This is a genomic window from Pandoraea sp. 64-18 (genome assembly GCF_001899225.1).
In the GTDB taxonomy this organism is placed as follows: Bacteria; Pseudomonadota; Gammaproteobacteria; order Burkholderiales; family Burkholderiaceae; genus Pandoraea; species Pandoraea cepalis.
In genome coordinates, this window is record NZ_MKVU01000013.1 from 383,754 (window position 1) to 404,163 (window position 20,410).

Below are 20,410 nucleotides of genomic sequence, written 5' to 3' on the forward strand. Positions count from 1 at the left end.
GCGGAAAGCGACTTGGCGGCCCAAATCACTATTAGTCATATGCTTATGACTGTGGATTATATAGAGTCCGGAAACAACGGAAAAGTCCCAATCGGTGGGGGAATCGCGAGGCCTGATGCGTCAAGCAGGCAGGGCAAAGCAGGCAACGTCGTTCAGACGTCGCCGTACCGGGAAGCGGCAAGCCGCAAACAATGATGGAAAGGTTACCCGCCTCGTGGCGGTTCATCGCGCCGGGTCGAAGGCCCATCCGCGGCATCGAGTTCGGCGAGGATATCGCCCGTATGGGCCCCTGGCGCAGGCGGATCCTGATACGTGACCGGGCGCTGGCCATTAAGCCGGACGGGCGAAACGATGGTGTGAGTCGTCTCGCCGCTGGGCAACACCACCGGCCGCACCCAGCCCATATGGGCCACCTGCGGATCGGCCAGAACACGCGAATAGGTGCTGATCTCCGTACATGGCACGCCCACGGCAACCAGCCGGGCGAGCCACTCACTGCGATCCTCCTGCACAAACACGGTTTCCAGCACGTCGCGCAGCGCAGCTTGATGGCGCGCTCGCTCGCGCGCGTTGACGAAACGCGAATCGTCGAGCAGATCGACGCGATGCATCAGCGCGCAAATCGCCTGCCAATGCGCTTGTCCATCGAGATCCATGCCGAAATAGCCATCTCTGGCCCGAAACGTGGGCCACGGTGCCGACGGCCCACCGAAGCGCGCGGCCTCCTCGTCGTCAATTGCCAGCGGCGACAACTTGCTTCGTGTGGCGGCCACCGTCCCGCCGTATCGATGCTGCTCCATACCCTGCGCGACATCGGAGGCGGCGGCCGACGCCTCCCCGGGCACCAACCCGGCGCGCTGCGCGGCTAGCGCGCCCTGCTCACCCGCGTGAAGTGACGCGATGGCAAGCGTTGTGCCGAGCATCGGCACGTCGATGTGAACACCGCGGCCTTGCTGTCTGGCAGCGACCAGCGCCGACGACACGGAGAACGCGGCATAGAGTCCCGCGGCCAGATCGGCGACCGGCAAGTCGCGGGGCGGCTCCAGGCCCCCCGGCGACGCCCCCAGCATGCCTCGCAACGCGTCGAGCGCTGGCACGCCAGACTGCGGCGACGCGCGCGGGCCATCCTGACCAAACGCGGAGATCGACACGTAGACCAGGTGTGGCTGTACGGCCGATAATGCGTCGTACCCGAGTCCGGCGCGCGCGAGCGTTCCCGGTGGCAAACATTCGACGAGGACGTCCGCGCCGCGCACCAGGGAATGGGCAAGGTTGCGGCCGTCGAGCGTGAGCAAATCGAGTGCGACGGAGCGCTTGTTGCGCCGCAGGCCGACCTGGGCCGATGCGCCGAGCGGACTCGAGTTGTCGTTGGCATTGTCGTCGACCGGATCGTCGACCAAGATGACGTCTGCGCCCATGTCGGCCAGCAACAAGCCGCAGTAAGCAGCGGCCGCGCCACGACTGAATTCGATGACGCGGATCCCCGAGAGTGGTGCGTTCAATATCTGACCCCTATTTGCCTGGCGTTTCTTGTTGTTCTCAACCCTTGGCAACCGTCTGACGCGGCGTTCACGCATTCTAGAGCAAATATTCCACGCCGGTCACGGCAGAAAATGCGGCATCCACGAGGCGCGTTGCCACCGGGCAACAGGGCTGCCGAAGGGGACATCGCAACATGCGTCTGACATAGACGCCGTGCATGGGGACGTACAGGAAACGCTCATATCGGCGCCCGCTCGCGGCCCTGTCGTTCACAGCCAGCCGGCCTTGCGGAACTTGACGAACAGCAGCGCATCGATGGCGATCATCACGCCAATGCACAGGGGGTAGCCGTACTGGAACTTCAGCTCGGGGATATCGGCGAAGTTCATGCCGTAGATTCCCGCGATCATCGTGGGCACGGCGAAGAGCGCCGCAAATGAACCCAAGCGCTTGGTTGTCTCGTTCTCAGACAGCGAGATCATGCCGAGATTGACCGACAGCGCGGTCGTGACCATTTCGCGCAGCAGATCGATATTCTTCGTGATGCGCTGAAGATGGTCGAAGACGTCGCGAAAATACTCTTGCATGCCGCCACAGAGCTTGGGCGCCATCGCCCCGAACAGCTTGCTGACCGCCTCCATCAGCGGCACGCAAGCGTGCTGCAGTGTAATGAGCCGGCGCTTGAGTTGATACAGGTCTTCGATGATCGCGCGTCCCTTCGCGGGGGCATTCGGCGTGAAGATCTGCTCCTCGATCGCTTCGAGCTGTGCCTCGAGTTCGTTGAGTACCGGGAAGTAGCTATCGACGATGGCATCCATGAGTGCGTAGAGTACAAAGATCGAGCCCTGACGCAGCAGATTCGGCTCCTTCTCCGCGCGGGCCCGCACGATGCCGAGCCCCTGCGTGGCGTTCGAGCGCACCGACAGCACGTAGTTGTGCCCGGCGAAAATCGCCACCTCGCCCGTCGAAAAATCCCCGTCGGCATCCTTGTTCAACACGTGCAGCACGGCGAACAGCGAGTCGCCGTACTGCTCGATCTTGGGTCGCTGGTGACCGTGCTGCGCGTCTTCGACGGCCAGGTCGTGCAGACCGAACTCATGTTGCATCTGCGACAATTCGCCGGGCCCGGGGTCCTTGAGCGCCACCCACACGAAGCAGTGCGGGCGCTGTAGATAGTCCGAGATTTCATCGGGATGCAGATCGGCAATCTTGCGGCCATCCTCATAGGCCACGCAATTCACTAGCATTCGTCTTCCTGGTCTAGGCGACCGCCCTGCCCCCGGCGCGAGCCCGGGACACCGTGAGCGGGCCGGCCTCGACCGTCACGCTCCGCGGGTGTCCTGCGCCTGCGCCGTGCGTTGCAGCGGCAGCCGGATATGAAGGACGCCCGCCTCCATTTCCTTGTCCTCGACAAAGCCGAGATGACGGGCGAGGGTCAGCATACGCGTATTTGCCGTGAGCACATAGCCGATCAGTTCCCCGGTGCCGCGCTTGCGGCTGTAGTCGACGATATGCTCCATGAGCGCCCGCCCGAGCCCGCGCCCTTGCGCCTGAGGGCTCACTGTCACGGAAAACTCGGCCACCGTATTGTCCGGATCGGCGAGCGCCTGCACCACGCCAAGCAGACACATGGTGCCCGCTTCGTCCTTTTCCGTGGCGACGAACGTCATCGCACGGTCGTAGTCGATCTGCGTCACGCGTGCCATCTGCGAATGCGACAGTTCCTTGATCAGGCCGAAGTAACGGAACTGCACGTCCTGTGGCGTGAGCGTGTGGAAGAACGCTTTATAGGCCGGCTCGTCCTCCGGCCGGATCGGACGCACCCGTACCGGCCTGCCCCCCGCATCCACGGTAGACTCCAGTTCCTGCGGATAGGGACGGATCGCCAGGCGCCCGTGGCCCGGCAAGGCGGGCGGCCGCACCACGATACGTGCGTCGAGCGCGAGCACGCCGTGCGCGTCGGCGAACAACGGATTGATGTCGAGCTCCGCGATCTCGGGCACGTCGCACACAAGTTGCGAGAGCTTCACGAGCGTGAGGTAGATGGCTTCGTGATCGGCAGCCGGTCGGTTGCGATAGCCGGCGAGCAGCTTCGCCACGCGCGCGCGCGCCACCATGTCGCGCGCGAGATTGAGGTTGAGCGGCGGCAGACCGATCGTACGATCGGCGATCACTTCCACCGCCGTGCCGCCCTGCCCGAAGAGCAGTACCGGACCGAACACGTTGTCCGTCGCCACGCCGACGATCAATTCGAACGCCTCCGCGCCGTTGGCCATGCGTTGCACGGAATAGCCCGTTACGCGCGCCTCCGGCTTGGCCGCGAGCGCACGCTTGCGAACCTGGCACGCCGCCTCGCGTGCCTGCTCGGCCGATTCGATATTGAGCACCACGCCGCCAACGTCCGACTTGTGCGTGATGTCCGGCGAAATCAGTTTCACCGCGACCGGGAAACCGATCCCTTGCGCCAGTTCGCCCGCTTGCTCGGGGGTCGTGGCGACGAGCGTCTCCACGACCGGAATGCCGTACGCGGCCAACACGCCCTTCGCTTCGGGCTCGGTGAGCAATGCCCGGCCCTCGCCCATGGCGCTCTCGACCATTGCGCGCACGCGGGCCACGTCGGGCGCGAAACCGGGCGGGATCGACGGCGGCGTTTCCATCAGCAGCGACTGGTTGCGGCGATAGTTGACGGCTTCCAGAAACGCGCGGGCGGCGTTCTCGGGCGTGTCGTATGTCGGCCATCCGGCTTCGCGGCAAATGCGCCGCGCACGCTCGGCCGTCTCACCGCCCAGCCAGCACGTGAACACGTTCTTCGACGGCTTCGGCAGAGCGGCAAGGCCGTTCGCCACGTCCAGGCTCGGCATGACCGCCGTGGGCGCTTGAATAAACAGCACGGCCGCCGTGTCGGGGTCTTCGCACAACGCTTCCAAGGTGGCCGTATAGCGCGCCAGATCGGCATCGCCGCCGATGTCCACCGGATTCACACGGCCAAGCGTTGTCGGCAGCACGGCGTCGAGGGCGGCGCGCGTCTTGTCGGTCAGATGTGCCAGCTTGCCGCCATCGAGCACGAGGGCGTCGGTGGCCATCACCCCGGCGCCACCGCCGTTGGTCATGATCGACAGCTTATCTCCGTAGAACGGGCGCAGCCGTGCCAGCGTCTCCACCGCCGCAAACAGGTCGTCGGTCGTGTCGACGCGCAACATGCCCGCCCGCCGGATCGCTGCGTCGTAGACATCGTCCGAGCCCGCCAGTGCCCCTGTATGCGACGCTGCGGCTTGCGCGCCTTCCGGCACCCGTCCCGACTTGATGACGACCACCGGCTTGTTGCGGGCCGCGGCACGTGCGGCGGACATGAACTTGCGCGCGTGCCGAATCGATTCCATGTACATCAGGATGGCGTCCGTGCCGGGATCGCTCGCCAGATAGTCGAGCATGTCGCCGAAGTCCACGTCGGCACTGTCGCCCAGCGAGACGAAATGCGAGAAGCCGATCTCGCGCGCATCGGCCCAGTCGAGCACCGCCGTGGTGAGCGCGCCCGATTGCGACACGAAGGCGAGCTTGCCCTCGCGCGCCCCCATATGAGAGAAGCTGGCGTTCAGCCCGATACCGGGACTGAGCAGCCCAATGCAATTCGGTCCAAGGATGCGCAGCACATGCGGCTTCGCGTGCTTGAGCATGCGCTCCTGTAGTGTCACGCCGTGGCGATCGCGTTCGCGGGCAAGCCCCGAGGTCAGCACCACGACGGCGCGCGTGCCGCGATCGCCGAGCTCACGAATCAAGTCGGGCACCGTCGCCGGCGGCGTACAGATCACCGCCAGATCGGGGGCCTGCGGCAATTCGCCGATGTCACGATAGCACTTGAGATTCGCGAGCGTCGAATACTTCGGGTTGACCGGATAGATCTCGCCCCTGAAGCCGCCGTCGATGACGTTTTTCAGCACCGTCGTGCCCACTCGCCGCTCGCGCAGCGACGCACCAATCACGGCAACCGACTTCGGCGCGAACATCTGGCTCAGATTACGCGTGGTCATGGAAACTCCGGGTGGATCGAGAGGAACGCATGCGGACGCGCGCACCGGGCATGGCCGGGGCGCGCGTTCGTTGTCGCTTCGCGGGCAGGCGGTCTAGCGGGGCTGCGACCGGGCTCCCGCAAGGGCGCCCGTCGTCATCGCCATCAATCGCCCCGCAGGTGCGCTTCGACCTTCCAGAGATGGTCGTCCACGCCACGCGAGATTTCCGTGAAGACGTCCGACGTCGTGGCGTCGCCGATCTCTGCCGAGGCGTCGATCAGGCCGCGAATGATCTCGCCGTAGGCCGCGAGCGCTTCGGCCAGCGCGGCCGCGTGATCGAGACCGCGTTTGAATTCGTTCTTGTAGACCGGCAGTTCGGTCTTCTCGGCAACGGACTTCACGCGACCGTCGGCCACACCGCCAAGGGCAACCAGGCGTTCCGCACACAGGTCGGCCCATTCGAGGGCCGCGTTGTAGACGTCGTCGAACAGCAAGTGCAGCTCGATGAAGCCCGGACCGTGCACGTTCCAGTGCGCTTGCTTGGCCTGCCGCTGGACGTCGATGCCGTTGACCAGTCCGCGATTCAGCAGGTTGACCGATTCGATACGAATCTTTTCACCGAGGGTGTTACGCGTATGATTCAGAGCCATTTCACACTCCTGACGTCTGGCAGCCCGCGGGCTGCCGGGGAAGGCGTCGGCATCGGGGCGTCGCAGACCACCCCATGCGGACGAAGGGAACCGCGCAAGACTCGGCACCTCGGCGTGACCACGTCAGCCGATGTCCGAGCGGGATTGCGACGCGCCGTGCGTGACGCCCCGCAACGTGAAGCCTGCCATCACCGACGACACCTACAGGCACAGGGGCCGCAGCGCGATGGCCTATATCACACCGTTGGCGCAAAGGATGTCCGATGCATAGCACCAAGTCATTCTAGAGACTGCTTACTTTCGAGATCAAGTGAAATATGCGCGTCGTCGAGTGCCATCCTCACGCGCTTTGATTGACATCATCGCGCCGCCATTTTCTCGTCGCGCCAGCACTCGCCTCCGCGGGAATTTCGCCTTGCCAACGCCGCCAGCAACGAGGCAACCGCTCATCCATGGGATGAAACTTGCGCCATTGCGTTCCCCAGACGATGTCGACGGGGACAGCGCCGTGCGCACTGCGTCATGCTGATACATGCGCTTTGCGCGTATTCGGTCGATACGTGACGTGCGGCGTCCCGCCGTGAAGATGGGATGATTCCGAAAGCCTTTCGTCAACGCCGAAATCAGGCAAATACCTTCATAGACTACGTAAAAAGCGGCCGCGAAGGACGTTAGAACAGACGCGATTTGCGTAGTTCCCGAGTCTCACTTCCGCAACCTCCAATAGGACTCCAAAGGAGAATGACGATGCATCGATCTCTACTGTGCCTGGCCCTTTCCGGAATCGTCTACCTGCTGGCGCACGGCGCGCCGGCACGCGCCGCCGTCTATACCAACGGGTCGGCGACGGCGCAAATGCGAGTGCAATTGACGATTCTCCCTGGCTGTACCATTGCCGCCACACCGATGACGTTCAACGCGGTGCAGGGATCCGCGACCGGACCGGTGGCAAGTACGTCGTCGCTGAGCGTGACCTGCACGGCGACGACGGGGTACAACATCGGGCTGAATGCCGGTACGGTGCCGAACTCGACGGAGGCGGATCGTCTGCTGGCGGGCACCCTCTCCGGCAATACCACCACCATTCCGTTCGGCCTCTATCAGGACGCCGGCTACGCGACGCCGTGGGGCAACACGCAGGGGGCGAATACGTTGAGCGATTCGGGCACCGGCGCGGTGAAGGTGCATACGGTCTACGGACAAGCGACGCTCTCGGCCACGATGCCGGCCCCGGACGTCTATTCGTCGACGGTCACCGCCACGGTGTACTTCTGAGAAACGGGATCGATCATGCGCCCAAGAAGCCCCATGCGCCCCGCCGTTCGCCGCCCAACGGCCTACGCTTGCGGCGGCGCGTTCGTCGCGCTGTTGACGCTGTACGTGACCGACGGCAACGGCGCCACGCTGCAAGTCTCGCCGGTCATCGTCAATTTCCTGCCCACGCAGCCGGCCACCACGCTGACGCTGGGCAACTCCGGCGACGTGCCGATTCACGGTCAGCTCCGGCTGTTTGCGTGGACGCAGCGCCATGGCGACAACGTGCTCACCCCGAGCGACGCGCTCGTCGCCAGCCCGCCGATCCTGCGCATCGAACCCGGCGAGCGGCAGATCGTGCGGCTCGTGCGCATGGCGCAGGTCGCCGAGCCGCAAGAGCAGAGCTACCGGCTACTCGTCGACGAACTGCCCTCCACCGGTGCCACGCCGGTCGAGGGCATCTCGATCCGCCTGCGTTACTCCTTGCCGGTGTTCGTGCAGGCAAGCGATGCGCGGGCGCCGTCGTTGCGCTTCGATGTGCGCATCACCCAAGGCGAACTGGAGGTGCACAACGATGGCGAACGGCATGCGCAACTTGGCGCCACGCGCGTGCTGGACGCCTCCGGGCGCAGCGTCCAGTTGACGCGCGGCCTGCTCGGTTATGTCCTCGCGGGGCAGACGCGCCGCTTCGCCGTGCGTTGGCCCGCTGGCGCCCCGCCAGTTGCGCCGTTCACGGTCGAGTCGCGCGTCGACGCCGTACCGATGCGCTTTGCCGCGGGCACCGCGTCGGATGGCGAGCGCTAAGCGTGTCCGCCGGGGCCGTGCCGCCACCCTCTCGACTCCCCGGGTCTGTCACTCGCGAACTCCCGGGGCGCAGGGTTGGAGCGGCGCCACGTCCGGAGCGGTGGCTACGGCGCTCGCCACGTCGATGGCGCTCGGCGCGGCCGCCTTCGGCAAGGCCGGCGATGCGCACGCTGCCGCTGCTGCGACGGTGTCGGAGGATGGACCAGCCGCAACCTCTGCACCGGACGCCGCAGGCACCGCGCGGTTCGACAATGCCGCGGTGTCTGACACGGCCACGCCGTCTGCGCAGCGCGCCGGCAGCGTGTCCCGCCTTGACGGAACTTATGTGCTGGAGGTCATCGTCAATGGCGAGTCGACCGGCCGGATCGGGCCGTTTTTGCGTCGGAAGGGGCGATGGTTCGTGCGAGCAGGCGATCTGCGCCTGCTCGGCTTGACCTCGCCCCAACTGCCACCACGCGACGCGACCGACGTCGCGCTCGATTCGCTCGACGGCGTGCGTGCGACGTACGACGCCGCACACCAGACGCTCGCCCTGCAAGTCGGCGACGCGTGGCTCACGCCCTATGCGTTAGGCCGTGCGCCCCCAGTCTTCATGGCCGCGACGTCCGGCACGGGCGTGCTGATCAATTACGACGGGTATGTGCAGCGGGACCGGTTCACGCGGGCGTCCGTCTGGAGCGAAGTTCGCGGCTTCTGGCCCGGCGGCACCGTGCGTCAGACAGGGCTGGCGGAGCACTCCGCCTGGCGCCACGGCTATCGGCGCTACGACACATGGTGGCAGCACGATGACCCGGCCCGATTGACGACCTGGGTGGCGGGTGATCTCATCACCGGCTCGCTCGCGTGGACGCGCTCGCTGCGCATTGCCGGCCTGCAATGGCGGCGCAACTTCAGCCTGCGTCCGGACCTCGTCACCTTCCCGATACCGACGCTGCACGGCAGCGCTGTGGTGCCGTCGTCGGTCGACGTCTATCTCGATGGTGTGCGCCGCATGAGCGGACACGTGCCGCCCGGACCGTTCGTCATTCAGGATGCCCCCGGTCTGACCGGCGACCTGCAGGCGAGTGTCGTGACGCGCGACGCGCTCGGACGCGAGCGGGTCACCACCGTCCCGCTCTACATCGACCCTCGGCGGCTGGCCAGCGGCTTGTCGAGCTTTTCAGTGGAAGCGGGCCTGCCGCGCGACGATTACGGCGTGCGCTCATTCTCGTATCGACGCCACCCTGTGGCGTCGGTGACCGCGCGCTATGGCGCGACCGACGCCGTCACGGTGGAAGCGCAGGCACAAGCCGGCCGCCGACTCGCGCTGGGCGGCGCAGGCGCCCTGATGGCGCTCGGCCAGATGGGCGTCGTCAGCGCGTCGGCCGCGATCTCGGGCGGCCGGGGCACCGGCACACAGTGGAGCGCGGGATACCAATACCTATCGCGACGGATCGGCGTCGACGTGCAAATGATCCGGACCACCGGACGTTATCGTGATATCGCGTCGCTCGACGGTGCGCCCGCGCCACGCGCCAGCGACCGCGTGAGTGTGTCCGTGCCGTTCGGACGCAGCCGCACGGCCTCGCTTGCCTGGTTTTCACAGCGCGTGCCGGGCCAGCCGGCCACCCGCGTGCTGTCGGCCAGCCTCGCACTGCCGGCGGGCACGCGCGGCATGTTCTCCGTCGGCGGATATCGCGACTTCGCTCGCCACCGCGTCCATGGGGTGTTTGCCATGCTGAGCGTGTTGCTCGGCGGCGGCGCGCTGGGTAGCGTGTCGTTCAACCAGCAGGACGGGCAGACGCAGGCATCGGTGGGTGCCAGCCGTGCCCCGGACTACAGTGGTGGCTGGGGTTGGCAGGTCATTGGCGGACGCGCCTTCTCGCAACGCACCGTGCAAGGCGAATTGCAGTATCTCGGGCGACACGGCCAGATCTCCGCCCTTGCGCAACAGGTGGGACGACGTACCGGCACCGCCCTCGGCATGACCGGCGCGCTGGTCGTCATGGACAACAGCGTGCACGCGACACGGCGCACCTACGATGCGTTCGCCCTCGTGAGTGCCGATCGGCAAGTCGACGTGCCGGTGCTGCGCGAATCGGTGCCCATCGGCCGCACCGATTCGCGCGGCTACTATTTCGTGCCGGATCTGAATGGCTTCGAAGCCGCGCGCATCGGCATCGACCCCATGCAGCTTCCGGTCGATATGGAAGTGCTGACGACCGAGCGCCGCATTGCGCCTCAGGCGGGAAGCGGCGTGCTGGTGCGTTTCCCGGTGCGGCGCTACCGTGCGGCGCTTGTTACCCTCACAGGCGCCACGGGGCAGCCGCTGCGCCCCGGGACGGCGGTGCGCCATGTGCAGAGCGGCGTCGCGACGGTCGTCGGCTATGACGGGGAAGTCTTTGTCGATGCCCTTGCGCCGAGCAACACCCTGGAGTCCCGAGACGCTGGGCAGCGCTGCCGAGTCTCGTTCGAATGGGCCGCGCCCGCCGAAGGCCGCATCGCCCGCATCGGTCCGCTGGCCTGCGTCGCATTCGGCACGCTCGCCAACGAGCGCCCGGCGCCCTTTGGTCCCGCCCCCGTCCCCGTCCGCTGGGGACAGGAGGATCCGTCATGACACCTCCCACCGGGACCCTGCCGACGCGGCGGCGCCCGATCGCGGCCGCCGGTGTCGCATTCCTGTGCGCGTACGCGCAGGCGCAGACTTGTTCGGTGGGGGCACCGACGCTCGCGTTCGCGGCCTTCAGTCCGATCTCCGGCGCCGCGCTCTCGGCAACGGGCACGGTGCCCATTTCGTGCACGTGGCCGTTGCTCGGCGGCAGCGCCAACGTCAAGGTGTGTCTCGCACTGAATGCGAGTCAGCCCCTTGCGCTGACGAACGCGGGCGATACCATCAATTTCGGTCTCTATGTCGATCCCTCATTCGCCAACCCATGGGGAAGCGGTCCGAGTCAGGCGATCGCGTTCACGATGACCCGCAACCTTCTGGGCGGGACGGTGACACAGAACGTCAATGTCTACGGGAGAATCGCAGCGGCGCAGACCACGGTGCCCACGTCCGGCAACGGCAACACGGTCTACACGCGGACATTCACGTCGGCCGACACGAGCCTGCACTATGCGCCCTACGGCCCGCTGTCGGCCGTCCCGGACTGCGGCAGCGCCATGACCGCCGTGCCGGGCACGCCGTTCACCGTGAACGTGAGCGTCATCAACAACTGCACGATCGCCGCGACGAACATCACGTTCGCCACGCAAACGGCGCTCGACCGCCCGGTGACCGGTGCGGGCCAGCTTATGGTGCAATGCACGCAAAACGACGCGTATCGCGTCAGCCTGTCCGGCGGGCTGCTGGGCACGGTCACGTCGCGCCTGATGGCTGGGGAGACCGGCGCCAACGTCGCCTATCAACTCTACTTGGACAGTGGTTACGCCACGATCTGGGGGGATGGCTCATCGGGCACGTCGCCACTGACCGGCATCGGCACCGGCCTCGTTCAGTTCATTCCGATCTACGCGCGCGTGCCGTCGCAATCGACACCGGCCCCCGGCGTCTACACGGACACGGTGACAGCAACGATTCAATTCTGAGACGGCGGCGAACCGCCGTCGGCGCACGATCAGATCGCGTCGGCGCGCGGCGGCTTGAGCGGCAGCACCTGAATGCGGTCGCCCTGCTTCACACCCAGCGCCTGCGCCGCGAGCGGGCTGAGCGCGAACGCGCGTCGCTCGGGACGCCCCGTGACGAGCGTGGCGCGAAAGCCGTCCAGCCCGAGGCACGCCACGAGGTAGGGCTCCGCGTTGGGGACGGCCGGCGCCGCCCCCTCGTCCTGACCGGCCGTGCCCGTGAGGGTCACGCTGAGATAACGGCTGTCGCGTGCGGCGCGCAAGTCGGCCACGCGCGCTTCGAGTACCGGGCCGCTGTCGAAGATGTCGACATGTGCCCCGGAGCGCATGCCCTCCTGTTCCAGCAACCGGCGCGCCGGAAGCGTATCGCGATGCGTGACCCCGATGGCGGCCTGCGCCTGCGGGGAGAGAAAGTCGACATAGATGGGGTACTTCGGCATCAACTCGGCCACAAACGACTTCTTGCCGATCGAGGTGAGGTAATCCGCCTGATCGAAATCGATCTTGAAGAAATGTTGCCCGAGCGACTGCCAGAACGGACTCTGCCCGTTGTCGTCGAAAAAACCGCGCAGCTCGGCACACACATGCGGACCGAAACGCTCGGGGAACTGCGCCATGAACAGAAAACGCGCCTTCGAGAGCAGTGCGCCATTGCCATGTCCGCGCCACGAAGGATCGAGCAGCAACGAGCACAGTTCGCTATAACCGGTGAGGTCGTTCGAGAGCGAGAGCGTCAGCATTCGCGACCAGACGTTCAGCTCGCGACTCGCATGCACGATCGTATCCTTGCGATACGTATAGAACGGTTGCTCCAGCCCGACTGCGGCCTCCAGACCGCACACGCCGGCGATCTCGCCGGAGGTGACGTCTTCCATCACGAACAGATACCCTTGCTCTGCCGTGGGGGCTTGCCCCGCCAAGGTAGCGGCAACTCGGGCCAGGCGCGCCTCGAGCGCCGCTTCATCAGGCTTGAATGACGTCATGCCGGGGCCAGCCTGCGCCGCCAGCTTCAACAGCGCGGGAAGATCGCCGCGACGCGCCAGGCGCACGACGCGCAGCGAGGTCGTCGCTGCCGCGTCGGGCGAGTCCGTGTCGGCGGCCGGGGGCGTCGCCATGGTCGATTGACGGGTCATGAGCACCTTCCGCGAATTGAGTAAAACAAAGGCCGGAGCGACGTCATCCGTCGGTCCGGCCCGAAGTCCTGCATACCGTCAGGTCGTGACGTCGGCCGGTGCGATCAGATCGCCTTCACCGTCGCCGCCACGACCGCGACCGCCTTCTCCAGCGACGCGAGACCGGCGTCGATATCGGCGAACGGAATGTTCAGCGACGGCGCAAAGCGCACCACGTCGCCCCCGGCCACAAGCACCATCAAACCGTGCTTTTCGGATTCCGCCACGATGTCCTTCGCGCGACCAGCGAATGCCGGCTTGAGCACCGCGCCGATCAACAGCCCCATGCCGCGCACGTGGTCGAACACGCCATGACGCGCGTTGATCGCCTCGATGCCCTTGATGAAATGATCGTGACGCGCCTTCACGCCGTTGAGCGTCTCCGCCGTGTTGATCAGTTCCAGCACACGCCCGGCGATGGCCGTGGCAAGCGGATTACCGCCGTACGTGCAGCCATGCGTGCCGGGCGAGAAGCTCGCGGCGATCTTGTTCGTGGTGAGCATGCCGCCAATCGGATACCCATTGCCCAGTGCCTTGGCGGTGGTCAGAATGTCCGGCGTCACGCCGTATTGCTCATACGCGTACAGCGTGCCGGTGCGGCCGACGCCCGTCTGCACTTCATCGAAAATCAGCAAGGCGTTGTGCTTGTCGCACAGCGCGCGCAGGCCCTGCAGGAATTCCGGATCGGCGGGCAGCACGCCGCCCTCGCCTTGCACCGGCTCGACGATGACCGCCGCCGTAGCGTCCGAAATGGTCGCCTCGACGGTCGCCAGGTCGTTGTACGGCAGGTGCATGATGCCGGCCGGGATCGGGCCGAACCCTTCGGTGTATTTCGCCTGACCGCCAACGCTCACGGTGAAGAGCGAGCGGCCGTGGAACGAGTTGTAGAACGAAATGATCTCGCTCTTTTCCTTGCCGCCGCGCTCGGCCGCATGGTCGTAGGCGTAGCGGCGCGCGAGCTTGAGTGCCGCTTCGTTGGCTTCAAGGCCCGAATTGCAGAAGAACGCCTTGTCGGCGAACGTGGCGTCGGTCAGAGCCGTGGCCAGACGCAGCACCGGCTCGTTGGTGTAGCCGTTGCCGATGTGCCAGACCTTGCGCGCCTGCGCTTCGATGACCTTCACCAGTTCGGGGTTGGCGTGGCCAAGCGCATTGACCGCGATGCCGCCGGTGAAATCGACATACTCGCGACCCTGCTGGTCCCACATGCGCGAGCCTTCGCCGCGCACGGGCACCATCTGGGCAGGAGCGTAATTGGGCACCATCACGTCGTCGAACGTCTGGCGGGTCACAGCGATTGGCTGGCTCATGACTACCTCGTGAAATCGGAGTGCAATCGTCGATTGCGGGGCAGGCCTGGACAAAGGTCACTGCCCTGTGAAAAGAACCTGGCTGGGGGCTCAGGGGGCCGGCGGCGCGCCAATGCCGGACGGCAATGGCACTTGGCGCGCGTACCCTCGCATTGTAATCAGATGCGGCCCTCGGATATACCTCCGCGAGCCTCGCCATCGTGAGAATTACAGGACTTTGCGCAAGAATTCGCGCGTGCGCTCGTGCTTCGGGGCCGAGAAAATCTGCTCCGGCTTGCCTTCTTCCATGATCACGCCCTGATCGATGAACAGGACGCGGTCGGAGACTTCACGGGCAAACCCCATTTCGTGGGTCACAACGACCATCGTCATGCCTTCGTCGGCCAGCGACTTCATGACTTCGAGCACTTCGCCCACCAGCTCCGGATCGAGCGCCGAGGTCGGCTCGTCGAAGAGCATGACCTTGGGCTGCATCGCGAGCGCGCGGGCAATCGCCACACGCTGCTGCTGACCGCCGGAGAGCTGGTTCGGGAAGGCATCGATCTTGTCGATCAGGCCGACCTTGCGCAGCAGTTGCTCGGCGATGGTCACGGCCTCGCCACGCTTGATGCCGTTGACCTGCATCGGCGCGAGGATCAGGTTCTCGAGCACCGTCATGTGCGGAAACAGGTTGAAACGCTGAAACACCATGCCCACGCTCGCGCGCATGGCGTTCATGTCCGTCTTCGGGTCTTCCACGTGAAAACCGTTGACGAGCACTTCACCGCCGCTCACGTCTTCCAGGCCGTTCAGGCAGCGCAGGAACGTGCTCTTGCCAGAGCCCGACGGCCCGATCACACACACGACTTCGCTCTCTTCGATGCGGCACGAAATGCCGCGCAGTACGTGCGCCTCGCCGTACTGCTTCTGCAGGTTATTGACGACGATCACCTTTGCCGTACCTCGATTCCAGATGTTGAACAAATGCCGACAGCACCAGCGTGATCACCCAGTAGATGAGCGAAATCGTCAGATACGGCTCCCAGTAGCGAGCGTATGCCCCCGATACTGTGCGCGCGGCATACGCCAGTTCCGCCAGACCGATGGCCGACGCCAGCGACGAATCCTTCACGATCGCAATGGCGTTGTTGCCCAGCGGCGGCAGCATGCGGCGAAAGGCCTGCGGCAGCACGACCTTGCGCAGCGTCTGCATATAGGTCATGCCCAGCGAGCGCGCCGCTTCCGCCTGCCCACGATCGATCGACTGAATCCCGGCGCGGAAAATTTCGGACACGTAGGCCCCCGCGTTCAGCGAGATGGCCAGCACCGCCGACATGAAGGCGCCGTATTGCGAACGGATTTCCCGCGCGAGGTCGCCACTCACGAGCAACCCTTCCGAGGGGTTGATCAGCACCGGCATCAGCGCGAAGTGAATCAGCAGAATCTGCACGAACAGCGGCGTGCCGCGGAAAAAACTGACATAGAAGCGCACCGGGTATTGCACCGCGTAGCGCAGGAAATACTTATAGAAGCCGTGACGCGCCTCGGCCAGTCGGCCGACGCCCAGCACGAGCCCAAGTAACGTGCCGGCGATCACGCAGATCACCGTGCACTTGAGCGTCATCAGCGTGCCCTCGACGAACAGGGGCATGTATTCGCTGATGATGTTCCACTGGAACCCACCCATGAAGCACCTTTCTCACGAAATGAAACGAACCGGCGGGCCGGCAGAAAAACGCTCGCGGCCCGGGGGTTGACGTCGGAAGTCGACGATCAGCTCACGGGCCGCGAGTGGCCAGGTCTCTGGCGAGCGTGGCGCGAATCTTACACGCGTTGCTTACTGTTGCGGCAGCGACGGCACATCGGCGTCGAACCACTGCTTGTAGATCTTGGCGTAGGTGCCGTCGGCCACGATCTTCTTCAGACCGGTGTTGATCTTGTCGAGCGCGACCTTATTGCCCTTCTTCACGGCGATGCCGAAGTACTGGCGCTTGAACTTGCTGTCGTAGACCAGCTTGAACGGCTTTTCCGGATGGCTCTTGATGTAGAACTTGATGACGCCCACGTCGCCCACGGCGGCGTCAACACCCCCGCGATACAGCTCTTCGAGCATCAGCGGCGTATTGTCGAAGCGGCGGATCGCGGTGCTCGTGCGGCCCAGTTCTTCCGACACGGAAATGTCGCCGGTGCTCGAGTTGACCACCCCCACCTGAAGCTTCTTCAGATCGGCCAGACCCGCGACCTTGGCGCCCGGCGAGGTGATGATGACCTGATCGGCCGGGAAATATGGGGCCGAGAAGTCCACCATTTCACGACGCTTGTCGGTAATGGTGATGCCCGAAATGATGATGTCGCGATCGCCCTGGTCGAGCGTGGCGAAGATGCCTTCCCACGGCGTGCTGACCAGCTTCACAGAGAACCCGCCGGCCTTGCCGATGGCTTTGATGACGTCGACGTCGAACCCGGCCAGCTCCTTCTGCGGCGTTTCGAACTCGAACGGGCGATACGTACCGCCTGCGCCCACCGTGTACGTGGGATCGGCGGCCTGCGCTGCCGGCAACGCGGCGAAGGTCGTCAGAAAGCAGGCGGCGGCCAGCACGAGGCGCTTCGTCAACATGTTGATTTCCTTGGCGAGAATTCTTGAAAGAGCGCAATGATACTCCGCACCGTCACCGAAATGAAAAAAAGCCATCGCCTCGGTTTAGGACGTTGCGATCTCGCGACGCGCGATCCAATTCCCGCCAAATGAGAATGCAAATGCAGGGTTGGCACGCGCCAGTGCCCGCCCGCACGGTCGCGCCTCGTCTGCCGGGCCCGTGCGTCAGAACGCCCCCGCCGCGATGGGGCCTGCCGTCTGGCCGGGACCGAAGACCATATCGCGATACGACTTGCCTGCGGGAATCATCGGATAAACGTCGTCCTCGCGGGCGACGAGGACGTCCAGCAGATACGGCTCGCTCGGGTCTTCGAGCATGCGGGCGAGGGCGGCGGGCAACGCGTCTGCCCGGGTCACACGGGCGCCCGCCACCCCATACCCCGCCGCAATGGTGACGAAGTCCGGATACGGACGCCCGTCGCCGGCCGCGTCCGGCGCGTTCGGGTCGACAAGCGATGACGCGACGCGATTGCGTGCGTAGATCATGTCCTGCCATTGGCGGACCATGCCCAGCCACTGGTTGTTGATGACCAGCACCTTGACGCCCAGCCCATAGCGGCGGCAGGTCGACAGTTCGTTGACGGACATGTTCAGACTGCCGTCGCCGTCGATGTCGATGACCGGGACGTCCGGCAACGCCACTTTGGCACCGATCGCTGCCGGCAAGCCGAAGCCCATCGTGCCGAACCCCGCGCTCGACAGGAACGTGCGCGGCTGGCGAAGTCGCAGGTGCTGCATCGCCCACATCTGGTGCTGTCCGACGCCCGTGGTCACGACCGCTTGCGGCGGCAGAAGCGCCGCGAGTGCCGTGATGACAGCGACGCCCGTCAGCGCGCCCACAGAGTCGGCCTCATTGACCGCATCCGCTGCGCCCTCCTGCCGGAGCGCCCGCAGCGGATGCGCCTCACACCGCTCGCGCAAGTAGGCGTGCCAATCCGGCACGTTGCGGCGCGACGCGTGCGCCAGCAGGCCGGCGAAGGCGTCGCGCAGATCCGCATGCACGCCGAGCGCGACGGGCTTGTTCTTACCGATTTCGGCGGCGTCGACATCGATATGGACGATCGTGGCATGCCGCGCGAACGAGGCCGGATCGCCGATCACCCGGTCGTCGAAACGCACGCCGAGCGCCAGCACAAGGTCGGCTTCATTGACCGCGACGTTGGCCGCGTAGGCGCCATGCATGCCGAGCGGGCCGAGCAGCAACGGATGGTTGTCGGGCATCGCACCCAGCCCCATCATCGTGAGCGCCACCGGGCAATCGAGCGCTTCGGCCAGTGCCACGAGCTGCGACCCGGTCCCCGAGGCGATGACGCCGCCCCCGGCGTAGATCACCGGGCGCTCGCTTCGGGCAAGCAAGGCCGCGATCCGTTGGGCGGTCTCGTCGCTCATGCCCGCCGGCACCGGCGCTGTGACACGCTTGTCGGTCGGATGATCGGGACGCGCCTGTTGAATATCCTTCGGAAAATCGAGCAAGACAGGCCCTGGCCGCCCCGCCATGGCGCAGGCGGACGCTTCGCGCAACGCGGCGGGAATGTCCCGCGCCTCTCGGACCTGCCGGGCGAGCTTTGTCACCGGCTGGGTGATAGCGACGATGTCGACTTCCTGAAACGCGTTCTTGCCGAGCCAATGCGTGGCGACGTTGCCGGTGATGGCGAGAATCGGCACGGAATCGCTTGCGGCGTCGGCAATGCCCGTGACGAGATTCGTCGCGCCGGGGCCGGAGGTCGCCAGACATACGCCGAGCTTGCCCGTGGCACGCGCATAGCCTTGCGCACCGAAGACCGAGCCTTGTTCGTGCTCTGTTCGTACCAGTGTGATGGCCACACGCGAGAGCGCGTCGAGCATTTCGAGGTTGGCGCCACCGGGATAGCAGAAGACGGTATCCACGCCAATCTCGACCAAGGTCCGCGCAATCAACTCGGCCCCCTTCGCAGACAACGGGGCAACAGGCTGGGCGACGGCGCCGGTCGCGGTTTCGGCAGCGGGGAACGTCAGATCAAGTTTCATGGGTACGTGTATTCCTGCGGGATCCATCGAATCGGGAGGCATTGTGGCGGCGATTAGGCCCAATGAGAACCCAGCTTACCGGGATCGGCCAGCAAATGCTTCGCGTATCGTTGACAAAACGCCATTGATTTCACATGATTCATTCAAATATTCAGGCCATTGAGAATTAATCATGCAAATTGACGAATTCGACGAGAAAATTCTCGCACTGCTTCAAGAAGACGCTTCGCTCTCGGCCGCACAAATCGGCGAGCGCATCGGACTGTCGCAATCGCAGTGCTGGCGTCGCATCGACCGACTCGATGCCGAAGGCGTCATCGAACGACGCGTTGCGCTCGTCGATCGCAAGAAGGTCGGATTGAACGTGATGCTGTTCGCTCACGTAAAACTGGCCGGCCACAATCGCAACGCGCTGCCCGAGTTCTCGAAGGCCATTCAGGATTTTCCGGAAGTGCTCGAATGCCACGTGCTCATGGGCAATGTCGACTTTTTGCTGCGCATCGTCACACGCGATGTCGAGGCTTATGAGCGATTCTTCTTCGAACGTCTTTCGCAATTGCCAATGGTCCAGGAGGTCAACTCGATGATCGCGCTCTCGCAGATCAAGTCGACGACGGTTCTGCCGATCGGCAACGGTAACGAGCGGTGAGGAACGGTGGGGAGCGCCAAGAAGCGGTAACGCGCCGTAGGCGACGCTCAGGCAAGGCGGCCGCGATCGCGGCGAGCCTGCCGACGCGACCTCGCACGCTTCATGACACGACGGTGACCGAATCGTGTCACGATTCCCGCAGTAGACTGCCGACTGCCCTGCCCCGATGGCTGCGGCATGGAGGGATATCCTCCCCGTTGGACACCGCCGTCGCGAGCCTCTATGCTTAAGCATTCACTCCAGGAGTCCTGCATGAAACGTTGGTTCGGAATCGCTGCCGCAGCCGCCATTGTCGGGGTGACGGCCTGGTGCTTCATTCCCGCGCACGCCGCCCTGAAGAACGGCACCCCCGCCCCTGTTTTCTCTGCCCAAGCGTCGCTCGGCGGCAAGGTCTTCACGTTCTCGCTGGCCGACGCCCTGAAGAAGGGCCCCGTCGTGTTGTACTTCTATCCGGCCGCGTTCACCGAAGGATGCACGATCGAAGCGCACGACTTCGCGGAGGCCACCGACAAGTTCAAGGCGATGGGCGCCACGGTCATCGGCGTTTCGCACGACAACATCGAAACGCTCAACAAGTTCTCCGTGTCCGAGTGCCGCAGCAAGTTTGCCGTGGCGGCCGACACGGATCAGCGCATCATGCGGGCCTACGACGCCGTGCTTTCGCTCAAACCCGACTATGCCAATCGCGTCTCGTATGTCATTGCCCCCGACGGCAAGGTGATCTACAGCTATGTGAGCCTCGATCCGGATAAACACGTCACCAACACGATGGAAGCGGTTCGCAAATGGCGCGACGCACATCCGTCGTGATCGCGAGATCCACACAGGAGAAGGCGG

The 20,410-nt window shown here is 65.0% G+C and carries 16 protein-coding genes; 6 read left to right on the forward strand and 10 right to left on the reverse strand.

From position 1 onward, the window contains the following. Positions 1 to 203: 203 nt before the first annotated feature. The 4 genes from BGP02_RS12695 to dps form a co-directional block, all read right to left on the reverse strand. Positions 204 to 1,502 (reverse strand): CaiB/BaiF CoA transferase family protein, encoded by a 1,299-nt coding sequence (locus tag BGP02_RS12695; protein WP_286798642.1) that lies wholly within the window; start codon positions 1,500 to 1,502, stop codon positions 204 to 206. A gap of 249 nt (positions 1,503 to 1,751) precedes the next feature. Further along, a complete protein-coding gene (gene corA / locus BGP02_RS12700) occupies positions 1,752 to 2,729 on the reverse strand; it encodes a magnesium/cobalt transporter CorA (protein WP_286798643.1) in 978 nt (325 codons plus the stop codon). 75 nt (positions 2,730 to 2,804) lie between these two features. Next, on the reverse strand, positions 2,805 to 5,510 hold the full coding sequence (locus tag BGP02_RS12705; protein WP_286798644.1) for a bifunctional acetate--CoA ligase family protein/GNAT family N-acetyltransferase: 2,706 nt from the start codon (positions 5,508 to 5,510) through the stop codon (positions 2,805 to 2,807). 143 nt (positions 5,511 to 5,653) lie between these two features. Continuing rightward, entirely contained in the window at positions 5,654 to 6,139 is a 486-nt protein-coding gene (gene dps / locus BGP02_RS12710; RefSeq protein WP_017232245.1) for a DNA starvation/stationary phase protection protein Dps, read from the reverse strand. 747 nt (positions 6,140 to 6,886) lie between these two features. Between dps and BGP02_RS12715 the strand changes: the two genes are divergently transcribed. The 4 genes from BGP02_RS12715 (at position 6,887) to BGP02_RS12730 (ending at position 11,767) form a co-directional block, all read left to right on the forward strand. Beyond that, positions 6,887 to 7,414 carry a Csu type fimbrial protein gene (locus BGP02_RS12715; protein WP_017232247.1) on the forward strand — a complete coding sequence of 176 codons (528 nt, stop codon included), beginning with the start codon at positions 6,887 to 6,889 and terminating at the stop codon, positions 7,412 to 7,414. Between the two features lie 33 nt (positions 7,415 to 7,447). After that, complete coding sequence (locus BGP02_RS12720) at positions 7,448 to 8,197, forward strand: fimbrial biogenesis chaperone (RefSeq protein ID WP_017232248.1); 750 nt, start codon at positions 7,448 to 7,450, stop codon at positions 8,195 to 8,197. Positions 8,198 to 8,297: 100 nt separating this feature from the next. Then, complete coding sequence (locus BGP02_RS12725) at positions 8,298 to 10,793, forward strand: fimbria/pilus outer membrane usher protein (RefSeq protein ID WP_286798645.1); 2,496 nt, start codon at positions 8,298 to 8,300, stop codon at positions 10,791 to 10,793. Next, positions 10,790 to 11,767 carry a Csu type fimbrial protein gene (locus tag BGP02_RS12730; protein ID WP_286798646.1) on the forward strand — a complete coding sequence of 326 codons (978 nt, stop codon included), beginning with the start codon at positions 10,790 to 10,792 and terminating at the stop codon, positions 11,765 to 11,767. Before BGP02_RS12725 ends, BGP02_RS12730 begins: the two co-directional genes overlap by 4 nt. A gap of 29 nt (positions 11,768 to 11,796) precedes the next feature. Here the strand turns inward: BGP02_RS12730 and astA are convergent, their stop codons facing one another. The 6 genes from astA to ilvB all read right to left on the reverse strand — a co-directional run bounded on the left by astA (position 11,797) and on the right by ilvB (position 18,924). Then, entirely contained in the window at positions 11,797 to 12,861 is a 1,065-nt protein-coding gene (gene astA / locus BGP02_RS12735; RefSeq protein ID WP_286798672.1) for an arginine N-succinyltransferase, read from the reverse strand. Positions 12,862 to 13,040: 179 nt separating this feature from the next. Further along, a complete protein-coding gene (locus BGP02_RS12740) occupies positions 13,041 to 14,282 on the reverse strand; it encodes an aspartate aminotransferase family protein (protein ID WP_150549997.1) in 1,242 nt (413 codons plus the stop codon). A gap of 207 nt (positions 14,283 to 14,489) precedes the next feature. Beyond that, complete coding sequence (locus tag BGP02_RS12745) at positions 14,490 to 15,212, reverse strand: amino acid ABC transporter ATP-binding protein (RefSeq protein WP_017234560.1); 723 nt, start codon at positions 15,210 to 15,212, stop codon at positions 14,490 to 14,492. Continuing rightward, entirely contained in the window at positions 15,196 to 15,948 is a 753-nt protein-coding gene (locus BGP02_RS12750; protein WP_017234559.1) for an amino acid ABC transporter permease, read from the reverse strand. The genes BGP02_RS12745 and BGP02_RS12750 overlap by 17 nt, the downstream gene beginning before the upstream one ends. A gap of 150 nt (positions 15,949 to 16,098) precedes the next feature. After that, positions 16,099 to 16,878, reverse strand: a complete 780-nt coding sequence (locus BGP02_RS12755; protein ID WP_286798647.1) for a basic amino acid ABC transporter substrate-binding protein — start codon at positions 16,876 to 16,878, stop codon at positions 16,099 to 16,101. Between the two features lie 204 nt (positions 16,879 to 17,082). Further along, positions 17,083 to 18,924 (reverse strand): biosynthetic-type acetolactate synthase large subunit, encoded by a 1,842-nt coding sequence (ilvB, locus tag BGP02_RS12760; protein WP_268566346.1) that lies wholly within the window; start codon positions 18,922 to 18,924, stop codon positions 17,083 to 17,085. A gap of 172 nt (positions 18,925 to 19,096) precedes the next feature. Here ilvB and BGP02_RS12765 point away from each other — a divergent pair, with 172 nt between their 5' ends. Next, entirely contained in the window at positions 19,097 to 19,573 is a 477-nt protein-coding gene (locus BGP02_RS12765; RefSeq protein WP_017234556.1) for an Lrp/AsnC family transcriptional regulator, read from the forward strand. Between the two features lie 252 nt (positions 19,574 to 19,825). After that, positions 19,826 to 20,383: a peroxiredoxin gene (locus BGP02_RS12770; RefSeq protein WP_017234555.1), complete on the forward strand. Its 558-nt coding sequence runs from the start codon at positions 19,826 to 19,828 to the stop codon at positions 20,381 to 20,383. The last annotated feature ends 27 nt before the right edge of the window (positions 20,384 to 20,410 follow it).

What these genes read in the sequence shown, in the direction of transcription:
- corA (WP_286798643.1), bottom strand. Translation starts at nt 2,729, where the DNA reads ATGCTAGTGAATTGCGTGGCCTATGAGGATGGCCGCAAGATTGCCGAT.
- BGP02_RS12705 (WP_286798644.1), bottom strand. Translation starts at nt 5,510, where the DNA reads ATGACCACGCGTAATCTGAGCCAGATGTTCGCGCCGAAGTCGGTTGCC.
- dps (WP_017232245.1), bottom strand. Translation starts at nt 6,139, where the DNA reads ATGGCTCTGAATCATACGCGTAACACCCTCGGTGAAAAGATTCGTATC.
- BGP02_RS12715 (WP_017232247.1), top strand. Translation starts at nt 6,887, where the DNA reads ATGCATCGATCTCTACTGTGCCTGGCCCTTTCCGGAATCGTCTACCTG.
- BGP02_RS12720 (WP_017232248.1), top strand. Translation starts at nt 7,448, where the DNA reads ATGCGCCCCGCCGTTCGCCGCCCAACGGCCTACGCTTGCGGCGGCGCG.
- BGP02_RS12730 (WP_286798646.1), top strand. Translation starts at nt 10,790, where the DNA reads ATGACACCTCCCACCGGGACCCTGCCGACGCGGCGGCGCCCGATCGCG.
- BGP02_RS12740 (WP_150549997.1), bottom strand. Translation starts at nt 14,282, where the DNA reads ATGAGCCAGCCAATCGCTGTGACCCGCCAGACGTTCGACGACGTGATG.
- BGP02_RS12750 (WP_017234559.1), bottom strand. Translation starts at nt 15,948, where the DNA reads ATGGGTGGGTTCCAGTGGAACATCATCAGCGAATACATGCCCCTGTTC.
- BGP02_RS12755 (WP_286798647.1), bottom strand. Translation starts at nt 16,878, where the DNA reads ATGTTGACGAAGCGCCTCGTGCTGGCCGCCGCCTGCTTTCTGACGACC.
- ilvB (WP_268566346.1), bottom strand. Translation starts at nt 18,924, where the DNA reads ATGAAACTTGATCTGACGTTCCCCGCTGCCGAAACCGCGACCGGCGCC.
- BGP02_RS12765 (WP_017234556.1), top strand. Translation starts at nt 19,097, where the DNA reads ATGCAAATTGACGAATTCGACGAGAAAATTCTCGCACTGCTTCAAGAA.
- BGP02_RS12770 (WP_017234555.1), top strand. Translation starts at nt 19,826, where the DNA reads ATGAAACGTTGGTTCGGAATCGCTGCCGCAGCCGCCATTGTCGGGGTG.